Annotated in this window: 24 protein-coding genes; 7 read left to right on the top strand and 17 right to left on the bottom strand. The window is 55.1% G+C overall.

Going from position 1 to position 22193, the window contains the following annotated elements; all coding sequences use genetic code 11:
* Nucleotides 1-230 (top strand): hypothetical protein (locus tag G6L28_RS19945; protein WP_210265778.1); only part of this gene is annotated, 230 nt, incomplete at its 5' end.
* A 98-nt stretch (nt 231-328) separates the two neighbouring features.
* Here the strand turns inward: G6L28_RS19945 and G6L28_RS19940 are convergent.
* The 3 genes from G6L28_RS19940 to G6L28_RS19930 all read right to left on the bottom strand — a co-directional run bounded on the left by G6L28_RS19940 (nt 329) and on the right by G6L28_RS19930 (nt 2722).
* A complete protein-coding gene (locus tag G6L28_RS19940) occupies nt 329-685 on the bottom strand; it encodes a hypothetical protein (protein WP_174065827.1) in 357 nt (118 codons plus the stop codon).
* Nucleotides 686-1112: 427 nt separating this feature from the next.
* Nucleotides 1113-1703: a hypothetical protein gene (locus G6L28_RS19935; protein ID WP_174065826.1), complete on the bottom strand. Its 591-nt coding sequence runs from the start codon at nt 1701-1703 to the stop codon at nt 1113-1115.
* A gap of 290 nt (nt 1704-1993) precedes the next feature.
* Nucleotides 1994-2722, bottom strand: a complete 729-nt coding sequence (locus G6L28_RS19930) for a Crp/Fnr family transcriptional regulator (RefSeq protein ID WP_174065825.1) — start codon at nt 2720-2722, stop codon at nt 1994-1996.
* A gap of 443 nt (nt 2723-3165) precedes the next feature.
* On the opposite strand from G6L28_RS19930, the gene G6L28_RS19925 reads away from it, so the two are divergent.
* The gene (locus G6L28_RS19925) at nt 3166-3399 is read left to right on the top strand and encodes a hypothetical protein (RefSeq protein ID WP_174065824.1); all 234 of its coding nucleotides are present in this window, start codon (nt 3166-3168) and stop codon (nt 3397-3399) included.
* Nucleotides 3400-3520: 121 nt separating this feature from the next.
* On the opposite strand, the gene G6L28_RS19920 is transcribed toward G6L28_RS19925, so the two are convergent.
* The 3 genes from G6L28_RS19920 to G6L28_RS19910 form a co-directional block, all read right to left on the bottom strand.
* A complete protein-coding gene (locus tag G6L28_RS19920; RefSeq protein ID WP_174065822.1) occupies nt 3521-4042 on the bottom strand; it encodes a sigma-70 family RNA polymerase sigma factor in 522 nt (173 codons plus the stop codon).
* Nucleotides 4043-4156: 114 nt separating this feature from the next.
* A complete protein-coding gene (locus G6L28_RS19915; protein WP_174065821.1) occupies nt 4157-4795 on the bottom strand; it encodes a class I SAM-dependent methyltransferase in 639 nt (212 codons plus the stop codon).
* A gap of 114 nt (nt 4796-4909) precedes the next feature.
* Nucleotides 4910-5089 (bottom strand): hypothetical protein, encoded by a 180-nt coding sequence (locus tag G6L28_RS19910; RefSeq protein ID WP_174065820.1) that lies wholly within the window; start codon nt 5087-5089, stop codon nt 4910-4912.
* 119 nt (nt 5090-5208) lie between these two features.
* Here G6L28_RS19910 and G6L28_RS19905 point away from each other — a divergent pair, with 119 nt between their 5' ends.
* The 3 genes from G6L28_RS19905 to ligD all read left to right on the top strand — a co-directional run bounded on the left by G6L28_RS19905 (nt 5209) and on the right by ligD (nt 9094).
* Entirely contained in the window at nt 5209-5439 is a 231-nt protein-coding gene (locus G6L28_RS19905) for a hypothetical protein (RefSeq protein ID WP_174065818.1), read from the top strand.
* Nucleotides 5440-5779: 340 nt separating this feature from the next.
* Nucleotides 5780-6613 (top strand): Ku protein, encoded by an 834-nt coding sequence (locus G6L28_RS19900; RefSeq protein ID WP_174065817.1) that lies wholly within the window; start codon nt 5780-5782, stop codon nt 6611-6613.
* A gap of 3 nt (nt 6614-6616) precedes the next feature.
* A complete protein-coding gene (gene ligD, locus G6L28_RS19895) occupies nt 6617-9094 on the top strand; it encodes a DNA ligase D (RefSeq protein ID WP_174065816.1) in 2478 nt (825 codons plus the stop codon).
* Nucleotides 9095-9099: 5 nt separating this feature from the next.
* Here ligD and G6L28_RS19890 read toward each other — a convergent pair whose 3' ends face one another.
* Both G6L28_RS19890 and G6L28_RS19885 read right to left on the bottom strand, forming a co-directional pair.
* Nucleotides 9100-9879 carry a Ku protein gene (locus G6L28_RS19890; RefSeq protein ID WP_174065815.1) on the bottom strand — a complete coding sequence of 260 codons (780 nt, stop codon included), beginning with the start codon at nt 9877-9879 and terminating at the stop codon, nt 9100-9102.
* A 96-nt stretch (nt 9880-9975) separates the two neighbouring features.
* Nucleotides 9976-10635 carry a phosphoribosyltransferase gene (locus G6L28_RS19885; protein WP_174065812.1) on the bottom strand — a complete coding sequence of 220 codons (660 nt, stop codon included), beginning with the start codon at nt 10633-10635 and terminating at the stop codon, nt 9976-9978.
* Between the two features lie 146 nt (nt 10636-10781).
* On the opposite strand from G6L28_RS19885, the gene G6L28_RS19880 reads away from it, so the two are divergent.
* Nucleotides 10782-11954 (top strand): M20 aminoacylase family protein, encoded by a 1173-nt coding sequence (locus tag G6L28_RS19880; RefSeq protein WP_174065811.1) that lies wholly within the window; start codon nt 10782-10784, stop codon nt 11952-11954.
* Between the two features lie 3 nt (nt 11955-11957).
* Here G6L28_RS19880 and G6L28_RS19875 read toward each other — a convergent pair whose 3' ends face one another.
* The 8 genes from G6L28_RS19875 to G6L28_RS19840 all read right to left on the bottom strand — a co-directional run bounded on the left by G6L28_RS19875 (nt 11958) and on the right by G6L28_RS19840 (nt 20876).
* Nucleotides 11958-13751 carry an adenine deaminase gene (locus G6L28_RS19875; protein ID WP_174065809.1) on the bottom strand — a complete coding sequence of 598 codons (1794 nt, stop codon included), beginning with the start codon at nt 13749-13751 and terminating at the stop codon, nt 11958-11960.
* Entirely contained in the window at nt 13748-14674 is a 927-nt protein-coding gene (locus tag G6L28_RS19870; protein ID WP_174065807.1) for a nucleoside hydrolase, read from the bottom strand. The genes G6L28_RS19875 and G6L28_RS19870 overlap by 4 nt, the downstream gene beginning before the upstream one ends.
* A gap of 2 nt (nt 14675-14676) precedes the next feature.
* Complete coding sequence (locus G6L28_RS19865) at nt 14677-15702, bottom strand: ABC transporter ATP-binding protein (RefSeq protein ID WP_174065805.1); 1026 nt, start codon at nt 15700-15702, stop codon at nt 14677-14679.
* A complete protein-coding gene (locus tag G6L28_RS19860; RefSeq protein WP_174065803.1) occupies nt 15695-16474 on the bottom strand; it encodes an ABC transporter permease in 780 nt (259 codons plus the stop codon). The genes G6L28_RS19865 and G6L28_RS19860 overlap by 8 nt, the downstream gene beginning before the upstream one ends.
* The gene (locus tag G6L28_RS19855; RefSeq protein ID WP_174065801.1) at nt 16471-17298 is read right to left on the bottom strand and encodes an ABC transporter permease; all 828 of its coding nucleotides are present in this window, start codon (nt 17296-17298) and stop codon (nt 16471-16473) included. Before G6L28_RS19855 ends, G6L28_RS19860 begins: the two co-directional genes overlap by 4 nt.
* Nucleotides 17299-17479: 181 nt before the next feature.
* Entirely contained in the window at nt 17480-18502 is a 1023-nt protein-coding gene (locus G6L28_RS19850) for an ABC transporter substrate-binding protein (protein ID WP_174065799.1), read from the bottom strand.
* Entirely contained in the window at nt 18499-19560 is a 1062-nt protein-coding gene (locus tag G6L28_RS19845; protein ID WP_174065797.1) for a LacI family DNA-binding transcriptional regulator, read from the bottom strand. Before G6L28_RS19845 ends, G6L28_RS19850 begins: the two co-directional genes overlap by 4 nt.
* 146 nt (nt 19561-19706) lie before the next feature.
* Nucleotides 19707-20876, bottom strand: a complete 1170-nt coding sequence (locus G6L28_RS19840; RefSeq protein ID WP_174065796.1) for an acetyl-CoA acetyltransferase — start codon at nt 20874-20876, stop codon at nt 19707-19709.
* Between the two features lie 209 nt (nt 20877-21085).
* On the opposite strand from G6L28_RS19840, the gene G6L28_RS19835 reads away from it, so the two are divergent.
* The gene (locus tag G6L28_RS19835; protein ID WP_174065794.1) at nt 21086-21613 is read left to right on the top strand and encodes a flavin reductase family protein; all 528 of its coding nucleotides are present in this window, start codon (nt 21086-21088) and stop codon (nt 21611-21613) included.
* Nucleotides 21614-21620: 7 nt separating this feature from the next.
* On the opposite strand, the gene G6L28_RS19830 is transcribed toward G6L28_RS19835, so the two are convergent.
* On the bottom strand, nt 21621-22064 hold the full coding sequence (locus G6L28_RS19830; protein ID WP_174065792.1) for an RrF2 family transcriptional regulator: 444 nt from the start codon (nt 22062-22064) through the stop codon (nt 21621-21623).
* Nucleotides 22065-22193: the final 129 nt, after the last annotated feature.

Genomic DNA, 22193 nt, shown 5'->3' with positions numbered 1-22193 from the left:
TCCACCTCGTGGAGCGTGAAATGCCAAAGCGCCAAAACCGTCGCCATCCCCATCCAGACGCAACTCCTCTTGCGCAAGACAGGCAACAAAATCAGCCTACCGAACTCATTATGAAAATCAAGCGACAATTCCATAATATTTTTTTTTGGAATAAAAATTCTGTAATGGCGATTTTAATGGAGGAACCGATTATTGGCGGAATATCCGAAGTTTCACTGAGGAATAAGTGAGCGACAGCGATTATTCACGCTCTCCGAGGTAAGCCATGAAAGAATCCTGAAAGTAGGTCAGACCGAAATGGAATGGCGTCAACGCGGCCTGTTCTGCCTCAATGCTTTCCAACAGGCTGCTGAATAATCAAAGCAGATACCATCGCCTTGATGTCCTTGTCGTTTTTGGAAAGAATGTAGGGGCCTGGCTTGCTTACTTCAGAATCCCATGGAAGGAAAAAGACGAACGGTATCGCTCTCTCCTCCAGTTCATCTATCAGCGGCAGCATGACCTCTGCATCATAACGAGCGTCGATTATTGCGGCTGAGAATTTCCATTCGTACTGAAGATAAGCCGCAATCAAATAAGGTCCTTCGAGTACGACGGAGAAATTTGACCAGCACGACTGAATATCAGCCGTGAGTGCATCGCTTTCACCGAAGACAGCAATCGTGAAACGGATGTCGCTGTGCATGCTTTACTCCGGTACCCATTGACCCGTTTTCTTGAGAGCAGCGCGTCTAGCCTAAGCCGATATATCAAGCCTAACCTCTTAAAGAAGCTTTCGGCTTGTATTTTTTGTCTGCAGCTCGATCAAATTGGGAACATAGACATGTGTCCGGTGCTTCGGAGTACATGCGGAAGGATGGCATCGGTACTCGTCGTATAGCGGTCTGGCAAGATGATGGGCAGAGAATGATTTGTCCCTACTCGACTGCCTCATGACCTGCGCACAACAATGTTATGATCGGAAGAGCTAGGATGGTTCTAGAACGGCAATAATGGATTTTTAGCCGCTTCCTGACCACGCAATCGTTGGAGCCAGTAGAAGCGAGCAAATAGCATGCGACTTGACGAAAAAATGACGGGAAGGTCTTTATGATCTTCCCGTCATTTCTGTATTAGCGCGATGCCGTGCGGATCATCCTGCAAAGCTGCGTGAGCGTTGCGTCATATCCGCCATTGAGGACGTCCGCGCAGCGGCGCACAAGCCTCATCTGTTCACTTCTGGACATCTCGTTAAATGCGGTCATTGCGCCCTGGGCCGGCGTAGAGCCTCCCGGTCCCGGCTGTCCTGTGCCCGGTTGAGTACCGCCGATACCAATATTGACGTCTGCGCCGATACCTCTCGTACCTCCGACACCGACATTCACGTCTGCATTGAGGCCTCTTCGCCCGCCAACAGAGGCATTCACGTCGGCATTGATGCCGCTGCGTGCACCAACCGTTGCGCTGGTGTCAGCATTGATGCCTCGGCTTCCGCCGACCGAAGCGTTGACGTCGGCACCCAGACCACCGCCACTGCGGCCGCCGATGTCCGCACCGGCATTGATGCCACCACTTCCTCCCACAGAAGCGCTGGCGCTTATACCTCCCCTATCGTTGCCCCCGACACTTGCGCCGATGCCGCCGACACTAACGTCCAACGCCTGCGCGTTCATCGGAAGTGCCAGACATGCGCTCAAGAATAAAGCATTCGATAGACTTCTCATGACTTTCCTCCTAAGTTCTTCTCCGTTTTGATTGCGCACCTTAAGGTGCTGAAATGCATATTATATAAGCTTTATCTTTATTAAAAGATTTAGATATTACCTATAATTAATACCAGCTTACCGAAGAGGCATTTTTCTCTCCGGTGTTCCAAATCCATACATTCTTTTGAAATGCTACAACGCTGTCATGATATCTGGGCGCTCTATTGCCATGCGAAATCAGGGGCATCACTGAAATCATTTTCGCCAGCCGGAGGAAATGAAGCCTTCGATTATTTCAGCGAAACGTTCTACGGAACATTTCGCGATAGAGCGTGAGACATCAAACGGTGGTACTCGCTCTCGGCAACACCATAAGAACCGCCAGCTTCGAGCTCTAGTCCGCTGCGATTGACAATGGTGATCTGACCACGAGACGCCTTTATCAAGCCTTTGCCTTCCAGAACGTGCAACGCCACCGTTACGCCGGGTCGCCTGACGCCCAGCACGACCGCCAGAAACTCATGGGTCATCGCCACCGACGCGCCGTCAATGCGATCATGTATCATCAGCAGCCAGCGGGCCAGGCGCTTGTCCAGCTTTGCAAGCCCGTTTGCCACAACCGTTGACGCTGTCTGGATGAGCAACGTATGAATATAACTGAGCAAAACATTTCTCAATGTCGGGCTGACACTCATGGCCTCGATGAGGTCGTCGGCCGGAATCGAAATTCCGTAACCTTCAACCTGAACTATTGTGCGGTGTCCCGGATCGGCATTTCCCAGAATAACGGCTGCTCCCGTCATTCCTTCTCTTCCAGTCAGCGCGATCTCGATGCTTCGTCCGCCGGACAGACGGCTAATGATGGACGCCAGACCAGTTTCGAAGAAGATGACGTCTTTGACGGATACATGCGGCCTTTCGATAACCTGCCGTGTATCAAGCTTCACCTGACGCATGTTCGGCTTTAAAAGCAGGTAGTCCGCAGGCAATAAGGTTCGTAATATCCGGTTGCGCACGGAGCTCTGATCATTATCCATATTGCAGTCTTCATTCCCCTAGATCACCGCCGTCACAAATCGACACTAACCACTTGAAAACTTTGAGCAATGCACTGTCAGAAAGCGTACAGAATAGATTGCGCCCAATTTATCCAATCAATATAAGGTTCTGCTAACTTCGTACGAAACCGTACACACCTGAAGACGGAGCCATAGGACTAAAAAGAGCTAGGGCGCTTGGCGTGAAAAGGCGCCAACGATCGACCAACAAAGGCTCTCGCACAGACTTGTCGCCCCGCTTCAAAAAACAGATGAAGAGACTCAGGATTGTCCTGAAGCCAAGCGGAAAGCACAATCGCTGCATAAACTTACATATTGGGTACGATTCCGAACGTTTACCCAGCACCCCTACAGAGCGTATAGTCCTTTGACATTCTTCTTCCCTGAACGCAGAGGCCGAGTTGCATCGCTCGGAAGGTGTAATGTCGCTACATCATGGCCACCAAAATCCAGGTATCTTTCTCAACGAGGACATGCAGATCGTCCAGAGCGCCTTTGATCAGGTGCTGGGAGAGCGATGGGAGGCTATCGGGCCATCTGGCTCGGAGGTCGCACGCTATGTCTTGAGAATGTATGATCGCGGCATTGTCGATCCGGTGCAACTGGCACGTCTGGCTTGTCTGCATTTCCGAGGCAGGAACATCGTGCACATCTGAGTGTAAAATCGGATATGTGGACCAGTATCCGTCACCGTAGATCATCCGGCGGCCCGATAACTACCTTTGGGAGTTTGACAACGTCTTCAATCGAAAGATCGTCCGCGCAGGACATTGATCCTTAATAAAAATCACGCCGAAGCGTTTCTCTGGCACGACTGACACGACTTTTAATCGTCCCGATCCTGCATCCGCACAAATCCGCAGCATCCGCGTAGCTTGTGCCATCAGCAATCAAAAGCAGGGCTCTCTTTTGATCCGCATCCAGATGGCCGATCGCGCGCATTACGTCATCGTGCTCGACCCGCCACTGCTGGCTTGGAGGTGTAGAGACGGTTTTTTCGAAATCGGCGGGCAAACCGACGCGCTCTCGTTGCGCAACCTTGTATCGAGTACAGAACGTGTTGCGCATGATGGTGAAAAGCCAGGATTTCATGGCAGTTCCAGGCGTGAAGCGATGAATGGCCCTCAAACCGCGGAGCATCGTCTCCTGAACGAGATCCTCAACCTCTTCTTCCGTTCGCACAAAACGACGCGCAAAGGCAGTGAGTGCTGGTTTGAGTTGCGCAATATCGGATTTCAACTCTTCAAGCTGAGTTTCGGTCAAAGCGGCAATAGGCGTGGTCTTCGTGAGATTATCCATCTTCCCCTCCGTTTACGAAGGGTTAATGTCCCGCAGCAGGGATCGTTGCCGTACGCGAACGTACAAACATTTGCGCTGCCCGAGGTTTAGCCACGAGGCACTAGCAGGGAAGCCTCAACTGAGGCTTCGCTTCAAACGCAGCAATCGGAAGAAACCAAACGGCGGGATCGCCTCGTTTTCCACCATCATCAAGCCGTTGCGGCGAGCCGACTCTTCCACGTGGGCGACCCTGTAAGCAGTGCTGAGACCCATTCTTTTCGCAATGGGCGATACGGCGTCTTCCAGCAGACCGGAAACACCGCCGCCCTTGCTGATCTTACTTGCTATGATGATTTCACCGTCTGGCCTGAGGACACGGGAACATTCCGATAAAAGCTGGTCGGTATCGGGTATAAGGGTTATGACGAATGGTAACGTCACCACATCGAAGGAATTATCCTCGAAGTTCAGGTGTCCCGCATCCATGACCTGTAATTGGCGGACATGCGGCAGATGCCCAGCATCCTTCTTCGCTTGCGCCTTATTCAGCATCTCCTGCGAAATATCGATACCGGTTACGATGCTGGTGCTGGGATAAAGCGGAAGCACCAGACCAGTGCCGACGCCGATTTCAAGAATATCCCGCCCCGACGTTCCAGCTCTCTGCGCGAGTTCCCGCTGCGCACGTTCCAGAAACCCACCATAGAGCCGGTCATAGATCGGTGCCCAGATCTTGTAGGCTTTCTGTTGCCGGGAAACTTCCTTCAATCTCATCTGCAATATGTATTCCTCCAAATTACATCGTCAATTCGAAACGAACATGTTGAACCGGACCATTTTATGATCCGTCGCTCGTAGGTAAGTCTCGCTTGATATACCGGTTCCACCTCAATTGATCGAACGATACGTCCCAATCAGAATAATGGCGAGGTAAATAAGGAATGCGGCAGCGGCGTAGGCGGCGAGGATCATGATCAGACCCCGTCCGGCCATGCCTTTCTTGACGTTTGTTTTCCTATCATCTGCAGATGGGGCAATGAAGGGTTCATTTTCCGCTTTCTTGGTCACGATGCTCTCCTCTTTGTCCCGCGCCTAACCTTAGGTGCCGATCGATGTTCCGAACCGGCAGAGAGCCGGGAACTGTCGAAGGCACCGGTGGTTAGAAGCGCAGTACCTAGGAGGACGTGATGAATAAGAAAGACGATCTGGAGCGCATCCACAAAGACAGCGAACCTCAATTTGCAAAAGGCAAGAAAACCTCGACAAATAACGGCGTTGCCAGCGCGAAACCCAGAGTCATTACCGGCTCCGACGACGCGACAGTCAATAAATTGCCGCCTGGCACGAAGAAGCCGGAAAAGGACTGGGACGTTAATTACGACGAACGCGAAAGCAACGAGGGCGATTTCCGAGGTTGATCGTTCGGTTCGACAAGGAAACCGACACAGTAGATTTTGTGAAAGCAAGCGCGATCCTGGATGTTGGCCTGGCAATTTCATCGAAATCGGTCTCCGTAACGTGCCCTTAGAAGTGGCTGCCTAACGGCACCCTGCCGCCGAAAGACGATGAACCGTCCACTTATATAGGTGCCATTGTGGAGTACACCGGAGCCGCATTGAGCAAACTCGAGATCAAGGCCCCCGTCCCGACAGATTGGCGGTTTAACCGTCAGAAAACGCCACAAGGAACTTTCGCCCACCATTGGAATTTAAGGAAACTGGCAGATACGCCAGCAATCTGGATCGGGAGAATCAGATCGTGGCACAGCGCGCAGTATGGAGAGGCCAGATTAAGTTCGGTGATTTCCATTGCGATATCGGCCTTTACACCGCCATCTCATCCTCTGAAAAAATCTCTTTTAACATCATCAATCGCAAGACCGGCAACCGGGTCGAGCGGGAATATGTCGACAGCGAAACCGGCAAAAAGGTAGACCGGGAGGCTCAGACAAAGGGGTATGAGCTCGATAACGGGGACCACATCGTTATCGAAGGCGACGAGATTGCCGAGTTGATGCCGGATAGCGACAAGGTCATCCGCATCAAGAGTTTCCTTGAATGCGATAAGATCGACAAGCTTTATTTCGATAAGCCATATTATCTTACACCCACCGAGGAAGAAGACCGGAAGGCGCTGTCCATTCTTGCCCAGACGTTGCGAGAAAGAAATGTCGCGGTACTCGCCGAAGCCATTCTTTTCCGTCGGAACCGTATCCTACTGATCCGCCCGCAGGACGAGGCAATCGTCGCAACGACGCTCAACTACGATTACGAGGTGCGTTCGCAGTCTGCCGCATTCAAATCTATTCCCGACATTAAATTCGATGACGAGATGCTGGAGCTTGCGGGTCATATCATCAAGAAACGCGCAGGCACGTTCGATCCTGCGCGCTATAGTGATCGCTACAATGATGCATTGGCGGAGCTGGTACAGGCGAAGATCGAAGGCAAGACGATCAGCAAGCCAAAGGCAGAGAAACGGGGCAATGTCATCGATCTGAAGGAGGCGCTGCGGCAAAGCGCGGAAGCGTCAGACACCAAAGGCGGAAAATCGCGCTCTCCGGCATCCACAAAGGGAAAGAAGGCGGGCTGAAGCATGGGCTTGCAGACCTATAACCAGAAACGCAAGTTCGACAAGACGCCTGAACCCAAGGGAGAGAAGTCTCAGGCCTCTGGGTCTAGCTTCGTCATTCAGAAACACGCGGCTCGCCGTCTCCATTACGATTTTCGTCTGGAAATGGACGGTGTTTTAAAGAGTTGGGCCGTCACACGCGGACCAAGCCTTGACCCGAATGAAAAACGCCTTGCCGTCCATGTCGAGGATCACCCGTTAAGCTATGCGGATTTTGAAGGCGTTATTCCCAAGGGCCAGTACGGCGGCGGCACCGTCATCGTTTGGGATCAAGGCATTTGGACGCCTGTAGGAGATGCGAAGAAGGCCTATCGCAAGGGGCACATGGAATTCGAACTGGATGGTAAGAAGCTGAAAGGTCGCTGGCATCTGGTGCGAATGAAGGGAAAGCCGGACGAGAAGCGGGAAAATTGGTTGCTCATCAAGGCCCATGACGATCAGGCGAACGAAGAAACCGACGTTACCGAAGAAGCAGAAACCTCAGTGAAAACCGGGCGAACGATTGAAGAGGTAGAAAAGAACCCCATCGACACATGGAACTCCAAGCCGGTCTCTAGCAAAGCTGCCAAGGCGAAAGTGGTTGATAAGCAACCGCACGATTTTCCGAAAGGAAGCCGCAAGGCGGCTCTTCCAAAGTTTATCAAACCCGCCTTAGCGACTTTGAAGAAAACAGCACCGAGCGGCGAGCGCTGGCTTCACGAAATCAAGTTCGACGGCTACCGCACCCAAGCACGGATCGATCGGGGCGACGTCACCTTGCTGACCAGGAGCGGTCTGGACTGGACCGAGAAATTCGGACCCGCAGTGCTGCAGGCCTTTGCCAATCTCCCATTAGAAAACGCGATTATCGATGGCGAGATCGTCGTGGAGAAGGAAACCGGCATATCAGACTTCTCAGCCTTGCAGGCCGATTTGAGCGATGGTCGCAATGACCGCTTCCGCTACTACGCCTTCGACCTCCTGCATCTCGACGGGAGAGACTTGCAAAATGCAGCCTTGCGAGACCGGAAAGCCTTGCTGGAAAAGCTGCTGCCATCCAACGGTGCGGTGCTCCAATACAGCACGCATTTCGAAGACGACGGAGACAGGGTGCTGCAACATGCCTGTGATCTGGGACTGGAGGGCGTGATCTCCAAGATCGCTACTTCGCCCTACACATCCGGTCGTCATGGCGAATGGATCAAGTCCAAATGTTCAAGCGGACAGGAATTCGTTGTCGGAGGTTTCACACACTCATCCTCTTCGGATCAGGCTATCGGGTCTCTTGCGCTTGGCGTTTACGAAAACGGCAAACTGCGGCATGTCGGCCGTGTCGGTACCGGTTTCAGTGTCGAAACGGCGGAGAGACTGCTCGAGCAGTTGCGCTCGCTGGAGCAAAAGGACAGCCCCTTCGTCAATAAACTCAGCTCGCTTGCCCGCCGGGGTCTTCGCTTCGTTGAACCAGAACTTGTCGCGCAGGTGGAGTTTCGCGGCTGGTCGGGCGATGGCAATCTTCGCCATGCCTCATTTCACGGTTTGCGGGAAGACAAGGCGCCAAAAGACATTCGACGGGAGGAAGATACGGTGACAACGGGTGTAAAGCGTGAGAGCCGCATAAAATTCACCCACCCGGATCGGATTTACTGGCCGGATGCAGGCATCACGAAACAGGGTCTCGCAGACTACTATGAAGCTGTCTGGGACCATATCGAACCCTATGTGACCAACCGGGCGCTATCGCTGGTTCGCTGCCCGGAAGGCATAGATGGTCAGCGTTTCTTTCAAAAGCATCCCTGGCGGGGCATGAACAAGGCAATTGAAGCGCCGAAGGACCCCAAGGATCGTCAAGGCGAGCCGCTCATATCGATAGGTGATTTCGAGGGCATGATGGCATTGGTGCAGCCAGCCGTTCTTGAGATCCACCCATGGGGATCCTCGATCAAAGCCTGGGAAAAGCCCGACATCATCACCATGGATCTTGATCCCGGTGAGGATGTTCCTTGGTCGGCGGTAATCGATGCAGCCTTCACCCTGAAGGAACGGATGGAAGCGTCGGGGCTGATTGCCTTCGTCAAAACCTCCGGAGGTAAAGGTCTGCATGTCGTCGCTCCGCTAGAGCCCAAAGCGGGCTGGGCCAAGGTGAAGAGTTATGCAAAGAAGCTGGCAACCGACATGGCGAAAGGCGAGCCAGACAAGTATCTGGCCGTCGCCACGAAGTCGAAGCGCGAGGGGAGAATATTCATCGACTATCTGCGCAATGGACGAGGCAGCACGGCGGTAGCACCCTATTCCACGCGCGCGAGACCGGGTGCAACCGTTTCAATGCCTTTGGATTGGTCTGAATTGCGTGACCTCAAGGGGCCTGCTGAATTCACCATCGCGAACACGCAGAAACGAATTTCGGCTTTGAAAGACGATCCGTGGAAAGACTTTTTCGCCTCAGCGAAACCATTATCCATGTGAGGGCCCTAAGCCTGAAGGCTTTTCTTCAGCGCATCCATGATATTGATGACATTGCCACCCTGCTTGCTTGCAGGCGCTTTCTTCGGCTTCGTCTTCGGCACGTCTTTTGCCTTTGATTTCAGAAGCTTCTGGATTTTCTTCTGCACCACGTCCTGCATAAGCGCGGGCTTCCAGTCGGTAATGGCCTTATCGATCTCGTTGTCCAGTGTCTGGCGGAGTTCCTTCTCGACACTGACCTTCTTGTCGAATGTTTCCGCCGCATCACGCACCTCTTCACCGTAGTGCAGCGTCCACAGAATGATACCCTTGCCCGATGGCTCCAGCAGAACCGCATGTTCGCGCCTGTAGATGACGAGACGGGCAATGCCGACAACCTTGTTGACCTTCATGGCCTCGCGAATGACGCTGAAGGCTTCAGCCCCGATCTTGTCCTCGGGCTTTAGGAAGTGAGGGCGGTCGTACCAAATCCAGTCGATGGAACCGGCAGGGACGAAGGTCTTGATATCGATGGTGCGCGTGCTTTCCAGCGCCACTGCATCGATTTCGTCATCCTCCAGCAGAACGAAATCTCCGTCTTCCTTTGGAAAGCCTTTGACCTGATTTTTATCCGCGACCGGACGATGTGTAACGCTGTCGACATACCGGCTTTCAACACGGTTGCCAGTTTCTCTATTGATGATATGGAATCGCACTTTGCCGCTTTGGGAAACCGCAGGCGTGAGGGACACTTTGGCCGTCACAAGCGATAGGCGCAGATGGCCTTTCCAGAACGTTTGCCGTGGCATGGGTTAACTCCTCGACGCACTCGTCTCATACCTCCTAATTATCGAAACACTTCGGAAGTTCCCCAGACAGATGACAAGGGTGCGAAATCGAAACACCTAAAGCCAACCGCCCTGCGTCTTACGCAACATGGGTGTAGAGAAGGCTGCGCAAACCTTTCCATTCCATCGTGCCCCAAGCTTTTCCTGCCAGCGCTCCGATTGCAGCATCGCAGCACCAATGACGACAGGTTCGACACCCGAAGCACCGAGAAGCGATAGACCCGCTAAAATTGAAGTTCCACTGGAAATGACGTCATCGATGAGGGCAACGCGCCGCCCTTCAAGAAGAGGCAACATGCGCGGATCGATGTAGAGCCGTTTCTCCTGCTGCGTGGTGATGGAGGACAGCGGCACGGAGAGTTCTTCCCGATACCAGAACTTCCGCGATGTTCCGAGCGGAACGTAACGGCTATGCCCGAGGCAGCGTGCAACTTCAGACGCCAAGGTGAGACCAAGCGTCGGAAGGCCGACGACGACATCCGGCTCGAACACCCTGATTTTTGCTGCAATATCCTGAGCAAGCACCTCGAGAACGGTAAAGGAAGCCTGATTGACGATCAGCGATGCAAGCGCATGCTCTCCATCCGCCAGTAAACGTATCGGCAATTTGATCTGCCGCCCGTCATCCAGCCGAGCAGGATAAAAATCGACATGGGGGCCTTCCGAACTAAGACTATCCGGCACATGGATATCCTGCCAGAATTCATGCGGCTTCATTACTGCCCTCTCCCGTAAGAAGTTACGCCAAGGTACAAAAGCCCTGTTAATCTTCCCGTGTTTTGCACTAGAACGATCATATTAATCCACACGGCATCGATCTTATCTACGATTATGCACAGGCCAGTACCAAGGATGATTTCGAAATGACGCCGCTGAACGAGTTCGTCGATGACCTCCCTTTCCTGACGGCGCTTCGGCGGGACTTGCACGCCCATCCCGAACTGGGCTTTGAAGAAGAGCGAACGAGCGCAATCGTTGCGAAACATCTGGAAGAGGCCGGTATTTCGGTTCACAGAGGACTTGGTAAAACCGGAGTCGTCGGCACTCTCCAGATCGGAAATGGCACCCGTCGCATCGGACTTCGGGCGGACATGGATGCACTCGCCATGCCGGAACTGGCCGAGCGTTCATATAAATCAACAATTCCCGGCAAGATGCATGCCTGCGGCCATGATGGCCACACCACGATGCTTCTCGGCGCAGCGCGTCACCTCGCAGCCACCCGCAACTTTTCCGGCACCGTCCACTTCATTTTCCAGCCTGCGGAGGAAGGTCGGGGCGGCGCAAAACAAATGGTGGAAGACGGCTTCTTCGATCTTTTTCCATGTGATGCGGTCTATGGGCTGCACAATATGCCGGGTCTGGATACGGATGAAATGGCTGTTGTACAAGGACCGCAACTTGCCTCTTCCGATAGCTGGCGCGCAACCTTCAAAGGCACCGGCACCCATGGCGCAAAGCCGCATCTCGGTCGTGACCCGGTAACGGCCGCTGGCAGTTTCCTTGCCGCACTGCAAAGTATCGTCGGGCGCGTTGTCGACCCCCTACAGCCCGCCGTCGTCAGCGCCTGCTCGGTGCAGGCCGGCGACCCGAAGGCTTTGAACGTGATCCCGGACATCGTGGAAATCGGAGGAACCGCACGCGCTTATTCGGCGCATGTGCGCAACCAGCTGGAAGAGGAAATAGCAAGACTGGCACATGGCACCGCCGCAATGTTCGGCATCGAGGCGAAGTATGAGTTCATTCGTCGCATTCCTCCTGTCATCAACGATGCCGATGCAACAACGCGCGCTTTGAAAGCGGCAAAAGCCGTCTTTGGCGAAAAGGCCCGAACTGCCTTTCCTCCATCGACTGCTGGAGATGATTTCGCATTCTTTGCCGGGCAAGCGCCAGGATGCTATGTCTGGCTCGGTAATGGCCCCGCGGTGGACGGTGCGCTGCATCACAACACCGCCTATGATTTCAACGATGAAGCGATAGCTTCCGGCGTTGCCTTCTGGACGGTGTTGGTGGAACAGGAACTGGCTGCGGAGTAATACCTACTCGAGAATTTCGATCACAGGTGTTTCCATCACCCGGCCAGTCAATACATCGGCGATACCCATATCGGTTTGATGTGGACCGACATTGCAGGCGAGGGTCGCACCAAAACAAGCCTTGAAAACGAGGTAAGGCGGCTGCCATTCAACGATATTACCGACGGCTTCGCGAAGCATTTCGAACCCGGCCGCGACGTCAGAAAGCGGCGCGTCTGACACCAGACCGGAGAGCGGCAGCGGCAGAAGCGCGGTGACTTGCCCGCCTGCGGCAACCGCCATTCCACCACCGGATTCAATGACGGCGCTGGCTGCAACAGCCATATCATCCGCATTATCGCCGAAGACGGTCAGGTTATGGCTGTCATGGGAAACCGTCGTCGCGAAAGCGCCTTCCCATTTGCCCCAACCGGTGAGGAAGCCGGTTCTGGTGGTGGGATCGGCATTGCCGTGGCGATGAGTGACGGAAATCATGGTAGCGCCTTCCGGCGGAACAACGAATCCATTGTTGACCAAGGCTTCCGCCTCACCCCACTGTGTGAAGCGCGGTCTCTCGATGGTTGCGACTTTAACCCGCCTTCCATCGGCCTTGACCCGAAAATCATCCCCCGAGCGCAGCGGAAGCTTCATCGAACCACGCAGCGGCGCACTATCTGTTTCCGGCAACTCGACCAGCATTTGGCCCCGCTCCGCAACGGGCGTACCGCTGACCAGAACATGTCGGACAGCAAATTGCGTGAGATCATCGAACACAACGATATCTGCACGACGACCTGCGGCAACAAGCCCCAGATCGCTGCGTTGCAGGCGTATGGCTGCATTGAGTGTTGCCGCACGCAGCGCCCATTCCGGTCGCAGGCCATAGCGAACCAGACGCCGCACCACATCGTCCAGCCCACCGCCTTTCAGAAGATCGTCAGGAAACACATCGTCCGTGCAGAGCGTCAATGTTTGCGGCAGATGTCCGAGCCTGTTCAGCACCTCCACGAACTCCGGCAGAAGATGATCGTGCGAACCACGTAGCTCGATCGTCAGACCTGCACGTAGCTTTTCCATCAGGTCAGCGGCGGAGGTCAGCTCGTGGTCGGAGGTCACGCCCGCTGCTATGAATGCGTTGAGATCGGCTCCGACCAATCCCCGCGCGTGGCCGCAGATCAGCTTGTCGGAATGCAACCCTTCCTGAATGATGGCGCTCATGCGCGGATCACGCTCAATCACGCCGCGCATGTTCATGACCTCGGCAACGCCGCCTACTTCAGGCCACAACAGCAATTCCGAAAGCACGGACGCGTCGAAATCCGCGCCCGCTTGCTCCAGTCCCGGAGCCGAGGGAACGCTGGAAGGTGCCAGAATGATCGATCGGAGTGGAAGCCCGCGACTGGCATGCACCGCCCAGCCCACACCATCGACCCCATGCACATTCCCGAATTCATGCGGGTCCCATACGATAGTGGTCACACCACGGGGAACCACTGCGGCAGCGTAATTTGCCGGAGTGACCATGGAGCTTTCGACATGCATATGTGTATCGATGAGCCCGGGCGATACATAGCCCCCGGTCGCGTCTAGAAGCTTTACCGCATCCGTGCGCGTTCCGGCCTCATGCACGCTTGCGATCAGCGCGCCGACGATGCCGATATCGGCGGGGCGGAGTTCTCCGGTCACGACATCCACCAGCGTCCCCCCGCAGATCAGAATGTCGAACGGCTGGTCTCCCCGTGCTGCCGCCACTGCCCTGCTTCGCAAGGCATCGTCGTTCAAGCCGTCACGATCCACGATAATCGGTCGCTCGTTCATCGGCTAGCCTCTTGCAGCAGTGCATCGAGAATGATCGTCCTGGCGCGTTCAGCATTCACCGTTTCAGCGAAACAGGCGTTGAACGTGTTTTTATGAGCCGCGCGCGTTTCCACCACGGTTCGCCCGCGCGTGAAACCACCGTGCAACTCGACATCGATCCGCGCATGTTTCCAGCCGATACAGTCGGATGCGACGATGGCAACCGCCGCGCAAGGATCGTAAAGCGCCATGGCATCACGTCCGCGACTGATGGCGATGTTGATGAAACCCTCCAGCATGTCAGCGATCAACGCCGCATTCTTCCCACTCGCGGCCCGAATTGGAGCCACATCGATAAGGCCAGCGGTAACCTGCCGACAAAGATCGAGATCGACCATGCGCAGCGGCAGGGCATGAGCGATGACGATAGCGAGTGCTTCCGGATCGGCAAAGGCGTTAAACTCGGCAGATGCCGTGTGGTTACCGGAGGTAACGCCGCCACCCATCCACGTTAGCTCAGTGATACGCGACGCCAGATCCGGCCGCGCAAGGCAGACGGCTGCGATATTGGTGAGTGGCCCCAGCGCGAGAATTTGTTTTTCACTTTCATCCTCTGCAAGCCATCGGCAGAGCGCTGCGAAAGCATTGCCCGCAGGCAGTTCGCGTGCCGCGGCTAAGGTCAAACCGGCGGTTGGGATGCCAGTTTCACCCAATATAGTCTGTGCGGTTTCGATCCGCCCCAGCACCGGGCTCTTCCGCCCCACATGCATCGGAAACGCCCAGTTAAATGCAGCGGCGGCGCTGGCAGCGTTCTGCCTAACCTGCTCCAAGTGTGTATTGCCGAAAACAAGCGAAACGCCATCTATCTTAACGCCCGACGCTGTCACCACCATGATTGCGGCGATGTCATCGAAGCCCATATCCGTATCGATCCAAATGCCCATGGTTAGTTGAACACCTTGAGGCTGGCTGCTTTATCGACAGGAAGATCAAACGCCAGTTGCGTGCCAATGTCATGCGAAGGCAAGGCTGCATCCGTCTCGGCCTTGATGGGCCCAAGCGGCGTATCCAGCAAATATTCGCGTGTGCTGCCTGCAAAAGACGTGCCGCGCACGGTTCCCTCGAAAGGACCTGAACCGAGAGTGACCATGCGCGGCCTCCATGCCAGTCCCGCCGTACTCGGAACCTGGCCAGAAAGCTTGATATGTCCGTTTTCCGTCTTCAGGCCTTCGCCTTCCAGACGGAAAATATTCTCGAAGCCGACGAAATCGGCGACGAAAGATGATGCAGGAGCATTATATATCTCCTCCGGCGTTCCGATCTGCTCAATCGCACCGCTGTTCATCACAACTATGCGATCCGCCAGCGCCAGAGCCTCTACCTGATCATGCGTTACGAAGATCATCGTCACGCCGGTCGCCTTCTGCACACGCTGCAATTCCGTGCGCATCTCCAGCCGAAGACGGGCATCGAGGTTGGACAGAGGTTCGTCAAGCAGCAGCACCTTCGGGTCCATGACCATGGAGCGCGCCAGCGCCACGCGCTGCTGCTGCCCGCCGGAAAGCTCTGCCGGTTTGCGGGAGGCGAAAGAAGAGAGCCCCACGGACTTCAGGCCAGAGGCGACCTTATCATCAAGCGCAGACCCCTTCATGCCTTTCAGCTTCAGGCCAAAAGCGACATTTTCGTATACTGTGAGATGCGGAAACAACGCATAGGACTGAAACACCAGACCAACCGCCCTTTTGTTGGCGGCCACCCCGGTGACATCCACACCATCCAGATCGATCCTGCCACCCGCAACCGGCATCAGACCGGCAATGGCACGCATCGTCGTCGTCTTGCCGCAGCCGGATGGGCCAAGTAGAGCGAGAAGTTCACCCTTGCGGATATTCAGGTTCAGTTCCTTCACCGCCAACGTATTGCCGTAGGCAAGCGAGAGGTTCTGGAGCGAGAGATAGTTTGCATCAGACATAGCGGGAGAACCCCAGAAAACGTTCGGCCATGAAAACAATGCCGATGGACAGGAAGGCGAGAAGCGAAGACAGCGCTGCAACGGAAGGATCGAAGACGATTTCCATGTAGCCCAGCATATCGATTGGTAGCGTGCGCACGCCCGGACCGGAGAGAAACAGCGACACCGGCACCTGATTGAAACTGGTGACGAAACCGAGGATGAAGGCCGAGAGAATCCCGCCGCGAATATTCGGCAGCACGACACGGAAAAATGCACCTGTTCGGGATGAACCGAGCAGCACCGCCGCTTCTTCGATATCAGAGCGAAGATTGGTGAGGCTGGCCGACACCACACGCACGGCATAGGGCAATATCAGCGCCGTATGCGCCAGAAACAGCGCCAACGTTATGCCGACACCGAACGGCACTACAATGTATCGAAGCAACGCCAGACCGACGATGATGCCCGGCACGATGATCGGTGCGGAAACGATTGTACGGATCGTTTCTGAAAACGGCAGCTTGTAACGTGACATTGCGTAGGCAGCGGGAATGCCGAGAATGAGTGCCACCAGTGTACCGCCGATGGCAAGGAACATCGACATGGCAAAGCTTTCGCGAAAGCTTTCAACCGTGAAGACCTTGGCGATCCACTTCAGCGAGAAGCCCTGCGGCGGGAATGCAAGCGTATCGCCTGCCGAAAACGATGCTGCGACGATGATCAGAAACGGTCCGATCAGGAATCCGAGAACGACAAGCAGTATGAGCGGAGAATAAAGCTGGCGGGTCATTTCTTGTTCCTCGCCGTTGCGATGCGCTTGAGCAAAATGTTTGCGGCAAAGCTCATGACGATAAGAATGAATGCGATAACGCTTGCGGCAACGAAATTGTTGGAGACCGTGACCTGCTGGTACAACAGCGTTTCGAGCATCAGTACCTTGGAACCGCCGAGAATGGCGGGGGTGATATAGGCCGTGAGCGAACCGGTGAAGACCAGCGTACCGCCCACAACAAGCCCTTCCTTGGTCAGCGGAACGATGACCTTCCAGAACACCTGAAACCAATTGGCTCCCAGAACGCGGGATGCGGCAACGACATCGCGTGGCATGTTTTCCAGTGCGCTGATCAGTGAAATGATCATAAGCGGCAGGAAGAGCTGGAGAAGCCCAATGAAGACTGCCGTTTCGCTAAACAGGATACGAAATGGCGCATCCGTCAGCCCCACCGCCTGTAGCGCCTCGTTAACGATGCCAGTGCGCCCAAGGATGACGATCCACGCATAGGTTCGCGCGACCGGCGATATCATCAGCGGCAAAATGACCAGATTGATCATGTGGCCCTTCGAGCCTGGCGGCAGACTGACGATGGCGAAGGCCGCAACATAACCGATAACAGCGGAAACTGCGGTTACGATTGCGCCGAGTTTCAGTGTGCGCAAAAATACAGTCTGGTTCAGTGGATCGGAAAAGAAGCTCGTATAGGCTTGAAACGTCCAGCCATCCGAAGTGCGAAATCCTTCCGATAACAGAATGAACACCGGCACGAGAAAGACCGCAGCCGCAAAGATTGCAGCGGGCAAGGCTAACGCCAGAGCTTCGGCCCTATTTTGAAACATCACTCTATCCTTTGACCGTCGGCACGCTTTTCGGAACCTACCCGCTCATCATGCTCGGGCTTGTCCCAAGCATCTGTCTACATTGCAAAATCTTCGACGGGGTTGGATCCTCGGGACAAGCCCGATGATGACGTCGAGGGAGGGTACAACGCAACAATCACTCGCTGCCTCAGTAAATCTGTTACTGCCCTACCTTCGCATTCCACTCCGACAACCACTTGTCGCGGTTGTCGAGCGTGACGTCGGATGGAATGAGCTGCAAGCTCTTGGCGGTTTCCTCGCCATAGGTGATGTTGTTGGCCACCGCGTCGGAAACCTTCACCTGGCTGTTGGTGGGGCTATCTACCAACTTTTCGGCCAGTGCCTTCTGCACATCGGTGGAGAGCCAGAAATCCATGAACTGTAAGGCGAGATCCTCATTCTTGGTGCCCTTCGGCACGACGAGCACGTTCATGCCACCGGTCTGTCCTTCCTTCGGCGTGGCCCATGCCAGCGGCAGGTCCAGCTTGGTAAACGGCGCCCAGGAGAAACGGCCGATCGGCGCTGCCCAGATCTCTTCCTGCTGCATCAACTGCACAAGCTGCGAAGACTTGACGTAGAAGGTGACAATCTCGTCCTTTTTCTCGCCAACAGCCTCGATGGCACCGGAAAGGTCAGGCGTGTCCTTGCCAACGGCCTTTCCAAGCATGTAGAGCGCAGGTGGGCCCTGGTTGGTCGTCACATTCGGGAAGGCGACGTGATCGACAATACCGTCCTTGAGAAGATCGGCCCAACTCTCAATCTTCATCTTGTCGGTACGATAAACGATGGAGGTGGCGTAGAAATTGACGCCAACACTCATGCCATCGCCGTTCGGATCCTTGGCGATATCGTAAAGCTTTTCGATATTCGGAACCTTCGATGCATCGATCTTCTGAATCAGGTCCTTGCGCGCGGCAGACAAAGCATCCGGCATGGAGACAATGGCGAGATCGACAACCGGATTGGCTTTGTTGGCCTCCATCTTGGCCAGTCGCTCGACACTGTTGCCCGTTTCGACCACTAGCTTGCAACCGCATTTTTCTTCGAACGGCGTGTAGACCAGTTCCTTGAATTCATCCTGCGCGAAAGCGTAGACCGAAATCGTAAGGGTCTTGTCCTGCGCGTGGGCGAGGCCCATCGAAAGCATCAGGGCCGTCCCGGATGCCAGAATGATCTTTTTCATGATGCGAGTTCTCCTGCTGTCGAGGTTTTATCTTCGTTCTGCTGCTCGTGATGGGGCCTCATGCTGGAGGCTCTCACCACCAGCTCCATTTCCACTTTCGAGATATCGGCCAGTACGCCGCCGCTGACCGGACGTTCACCGCCATCGACCCCACGAACCAGCGCTTCAATTGCCAGATCGGCAATGCGCGCCATATCCATGCGAACCGTCGTCAGTGCTGGAGAGACGACCGGCGCCCAGATGAGATCGTCGAAACCGGTCACGCTCGCCTTTTCCGGCACTTCGATGCCGTCACGCTGTAACTCAGTCAAAACCCGCAGAGCGTGGAGATCGGATACCGTTGCGAAGGCCGTAAAACCCTGTCTCACCTTTTCAGCGACACCCAGACGGCAGCCTTTGCCGCTGCGTTGCTCAAGCGGCGTGACCCAGAGCGTTTCGGTGAATGCAGACGCCGCAAGCCCGGCTCGGATACCGCCGACGCGGTCATTCTGGACGTTGGAATCGGGGTTGTTGCCAACGATCAGCACGCGGTCGTGGCCGAGTGCTGCCAGATGGCGACCGATCTGTTCGCCGCCACCCCAATGATCTGCTGCAACCGTGTTGCCCGGTGTGGAGGGAGAATCGATCACCGCAACTGGACAGTCGACATCCGAGATGCGCGTGCCGCGACGAGGAACGATCACCATACCCTCGACGCCACGCTCTATCAGACGGGTGATGGCTTCGGTCTGTTTCGCGACATCGCCATGCGAATCTGCAATCAGCACGCCATAACCGGCAGCGGCAGCCGCTTTCTCGATGGCCTGTGCGATCTGCGGGAAAAGAGGATTGGCAATATCGGGAAGCACAAGACCCAGCACACCGCTTCGCCCGGTGCGAAGCGCCCGCCCAGCGGAGCTTGGCACATATCCAAGTTCGGCAGCCTTCTGACGAATCCTGTCGGTCAAGTCGGCAGAGACCCGACCTTTTCCCGACAGGGCATTGGACACGGTAGCGCTCGATACACCGAGCGCTGCGGCAATCGCGCCAAGATTTGCTGCGGACCGTGAAGAGGCCATTTACCCTACCAATGATTAAACGTTTAACCACATTAGTGCAGGCCTATGCCTATGTCGAGTCCATTAGGAAGTCTTTTAGAAAGTATCGAAGCACCAAAGCTTATCGCGTCGAACGGAGGAGCGAATCTTAGCTTTGCCTACAACGTCTATTTCACTCGTTCCATGATCGATACATAGTTTGCGACCGCGGTACCGCCCATGTTGAACACTCCGGCGAGGCTGGCGTCTTGCACCTGCATGTTTCCTGCATCCGAGCAAAGCTGCATGGCGGCCATGACGTGCATGGAGACGCCCGTTGCGCCGATTGGATGGCCTTTGGCCTTCAGCCCACCTGACGGATTTACCGGAAGGCGACCGTCTTTCTGCGTGAGACCTTCACGAACCACGCGGTATCCTTCACCCGGCTTTGCCAAACCCACCGCTTCATATTCGATCAGCTCAGCGATGGTGAAGCAGTCATGCGTTTCAACGAATGAGAGATCGTCCAAGGTCACGTCGGCCTTTTCCAGTGCGCCAGCCCAGGCGCGGCGCGCACCTTCGAATGCGAGAGGATCACGACGACTGAGCGCTATGATATCATTGACCTGCACCCGCGCACGAAAGCCTACAGCGCGACTGAGCGTCGCTGCCGTTTCTTCGTCAGCCAAGATTATCGCTGCTGCACCGTCAGAGATAAGGGAGCAATCCGTTCGGCGAAGGGGCGGCGCGACATAAGGGTTTTTGTCTGAAACGGCATTGCAAAAGTCGAAACCAAAATCCTTTTGCACGTGAGCGAAGGGATTATGCACACCATTGGCGTGGTTCTTCGCTGCAATCATCGCCAGTTCTTCCGAGCGGTCGCCGTAGCGCTGGAAATAGGCTCGTGCTATCCGACCGAATTGACCGGCAAAACCGCCTGTAATGTCTGCTTCCTCCGCCCGGTAGCAGGCTCCAAGCAGAATATCTCCCACGTCTGCGGTCGGTAATGCCGTCATTTTTTCAGCGCCGACCACAAGCGCGATCCGCCCTCGCCCTGCCTCGATGAAATCCATAGCTCCATAAAGCGCAGCAGAACCAGTCGCACACGCATTTTCGAACCGGACGGCCGGTGTGTGTGCCAGCCGCTCGTCGCCCATGGCCACCAGTGCACCTTGAAAATCCTGCTTGGAAAAGCCGTTATTCATCACGCCGACAAAAATGCCGTCGATATCGGAGTGACTTATTCCCGCGTGCTCCACGGCCGGTCCAACGACGGAAGCCATCAATTGCTCGGTGTTTTCCAGCGCCGACTTTCCAAATGGAGAGTGCGCCCATCCGACAATGTGTGCTCTGCTCATGCAATCGTCTCCTCCACGATCTATCGCCTCTTGCGTCAGCACATCACTCTAGCATTTCTCACAGCGTTGGGCATCCCGTACACAACTGCGCAACCGAAGACGGATTTATTCTACAAAAACGATAAACAAAGAAACGTTTTGGCTACTAGGCGCGTATGGCCATTGATAGTGTTTGGCAGTGGGCGAATAAATGTTGAGAGGTGGACACAATGACGGCGACAGTGACCTACCTTCACGAGGAGCCAGTGCAGGACAGGTTCAATTCGGATGAACTGAAGGCAGCCATGCGAAATGTCGCAGGCGGCGTTTCAGTGATAACCGCAGGCACCGGTGTCAACCGGGTTGGCGCGACAGTAACGTCCGCTACAGCCCTGTCCATGAACCCGCCGACGATGATCGTCAACATCAACCGGTCGTCATCGACATGGCCGATCATCGCCCGCTACAATCATTTTTGCGTCAACATTCTTGCCGCAGAGCAGCAGGACATTGCTTCGAGATTTGCCGGTCAAGGCGGCTTGAAGGGCGCAGAGCGGTACGCTGGAGCAGAGTGGTTCGAGCTGGACAGCGGCGCATCAGGTCTAAAAGGCGCACTTTCCGTAATAGATTGCGCCGTCGAAGACGTCATTGAGCGCCACACCCATGCAATCGTCATTGGGCGCGTATTATCCGTTGTGCAGGGAGAAGGTTCTCCCCTGCTCTATCACAGTGGACGCTACGCCCAGATTTCGGCCTGACGAAAGCTCAGGCTGTCTGCTCGACGGCCGAGGCTGACTTGTTAGCAGCAAACTGCTCCAAGGTCATATTGTCCAAAACAGCAGCCATGGCGTCCCGAACGTCGGTCATGGACCGGCGGACCTGACAGGCTTCTGGATCGGAACAGTCTTCACAGGCCTCGAAGGCCGTGCGGCTGGCGCAACGGATCGGAGCAAGAGGACCATCCAGAGCGCGGATGACCTGCCCGATGTAGATGTCTGACGCAGGCTTCGACAGGGCATAACCGCCACCGGGACCCTTTTTAGAGCGAAGCATGCCCTCATTGCGCAGTTCCAGCAGTATAGCATCCAGGAACTTCTTCGGAATATTGTTGCGAGATGCGATCTCGCTGACGAAAGCTGTCTCACCTTGCGCAAGTCCGGCAAGGTCGATCATCGCTTTCAGCCCGTATTTACCCTTCTTCGTAAGCATTGGCATCTTTCGATATGAGTGTTTGCAACCGACATATAGACCGCCACATGAACTTTCAATGAATTCCATTGAAACACTGAAGAAAGTTACATCATCCGCTCCCAAAACGACGATTAAATCAACACGAAG

The sequence above is a fragment of the Agrobacterium larrymoorei genome (assembly GCF_013322225.1).
In the GTDB taxonomy this organism is placed as follows: Bacteria; Pseudomonadota; Alphaproteobacteria; order Rhizobiales; family Rhizobiaceae; genus Agrobacterium; species Agrobacterium larrymoorei_A.
Note: the sequence above shows the minus strand (reverse complement) of the source record. Positions and strands in the feature narration are given on the sequence as shown.

Excerpts from the sequence above, each read along its gene's own strand:
- G6L28_RS19870 (WP_174065807.1), bottom strand. The coding sequence starts at position 14,674 with ATGGGCATTTGGATCGATACGGATATGGGCTTCGATGACATCGCCGCA.
- G6L28_RS19890 (WP_174065815.1), bottom strand. The coding sequence starts at position 9,879 with ATGCCACGGCAAACGTTCTGGAAAGGCCATCTGCGCCTATCGCTTGTG.
- G6L28_RS19830 (WP_174065792.1), bottom strand. The coding sequence starts at position 22,064 with ATGCTTACGAAGAAGGGTAAATACGGGCTGAAAGCGATGATCGACCTT.
- G6L28_RS19875 (WP_174065809.1), bottom strand. The coding sequence starts at position 13,751 with ATGAACGAGCGACCGATTATCGTGGATCGTGACGGCTTGAACGACGAT.
- G6L28_RS19840 (WP_174065796.1), bottom strand. The coding sequence starts at position 20,876 with ATGAGCAGAGCACACATTGTCGGATGGGCGCACTCTCCATTTGGAAAG.
- G6L28_RS19920 (WP_174065822.1), bottom strand. The coding sequence starts at position 4,042 with ATGGATAATCTCACGAAGACCACGCCTATTGCCGCTTTGACCGAAACT.
- G6L28_RS19925 (WP_174065824.1), top strand. The coding sequence starts at position 3,166 with ATGTCGCTACATCATGGCCACCAAAATCCAGGTATCTTTCTCAACGAG.
- G6L28_RS19940 (WP_174065827.1), bottom strand. The coding sequence starts at position 685 with ATGCACAGCGACATCCGTTTCACGATTGCTGTCTTCGGTGAAAGCGAT.
- G6L28_RS19860 (WP_174065803.1), bottom strand. The coding sequence starts at position 16,474 with ATGACCCGCCAGCTTTATTCTCCGCTCATACTGCTTGTCGTTCTCGGA.
- G6L28_RS19935 (WP_174065826.1), bottom strand. The coding sequence starts at position 1,703 with ATGAGAAGTCTATCGAATGCTTTATTCTTGAGCGCATGTCTGGCACTT.
- G6L28_RS19850 (WP_174065799.1), bottom strand. The coding sequence starts at position 18,502 with ATGAAAAAGATCATTCTGGCATCCGGGACGGCCCTGATGCTTTCGATG.
- G6L28_RS19880 (WP_174065811.1), top strand. The coding sequence starts at position 10,782 with ATGACGCCGCTGAACGAGTTCGTCGATGACCTCCCTTTCCTGACGGCG.
- G6L28_RS19930 (WP_174065825.1), bottom strand. The coding sequence starts at position 2,722 with ATGGATAATGATCAGAGCTCCGTGCGCAACCGGATATTACGAACCTTA.
- G6L28_RS19865 (WP_174065805.1), bottom strand. The coding sequence starts at position 15,702 with ATGTCTGATGCAAACTATCTCTCGCTCCAGAACCTCTCGCTTGCCTAC.
- G6L28_RS19855 (WP_174065801.1), bottom strand. The coding sequence starts at position 17,298 with ATGTTTCAAAATAGGGCCGAAGCTCTGGCGTTAGCCTTGCCCGCTGCA.
- G6L28_RS19845 (WP_174065797.1), bottom strand. The coding sequence starts at position 19,560 with ATGGCCTCTTCACGGTCCGCAGCAAATCTTGGCGCGATTGCCGCAGCG.
- G6L28_RS19835 (WP_174065794.1), top strand. The coding sequence starts at position 21,086 with ATGACGGCGACAGTGACCTACCTTCACGAGGAGCCAGTGCAGGACAGG.
- G6L28_RS19915 (WP_174065821.1), bottom strand. The coding sequence starts at position 4,795 with ATGAGATTGAAGGAAGTTTCCCGGCAACAGAAAGCCTACAAGATCTGG.
- G6L28_RS19885 (WP_174065812.1), bottom strand. The coding sequence starts at position 10,635 with ATGAAGCCGCATGAATTCTGGCAGGATATCCATGTGCCGGATAGTCTT.
- ligD (WP_174065816.1), top strand. The coding sequence starts at position 6,617 with ATGGGCTTGCAGACCTATAACCAGAAACGCAAGTTCGACAAGACGCCT.
- G6L28_RS19905 (WP_174065818.1), top strand. The coding sequence starts at position 5,209 with ATGAATAAGAAAGACGATCTGGAGCGCATCCACAAAGACAGCGAACCT.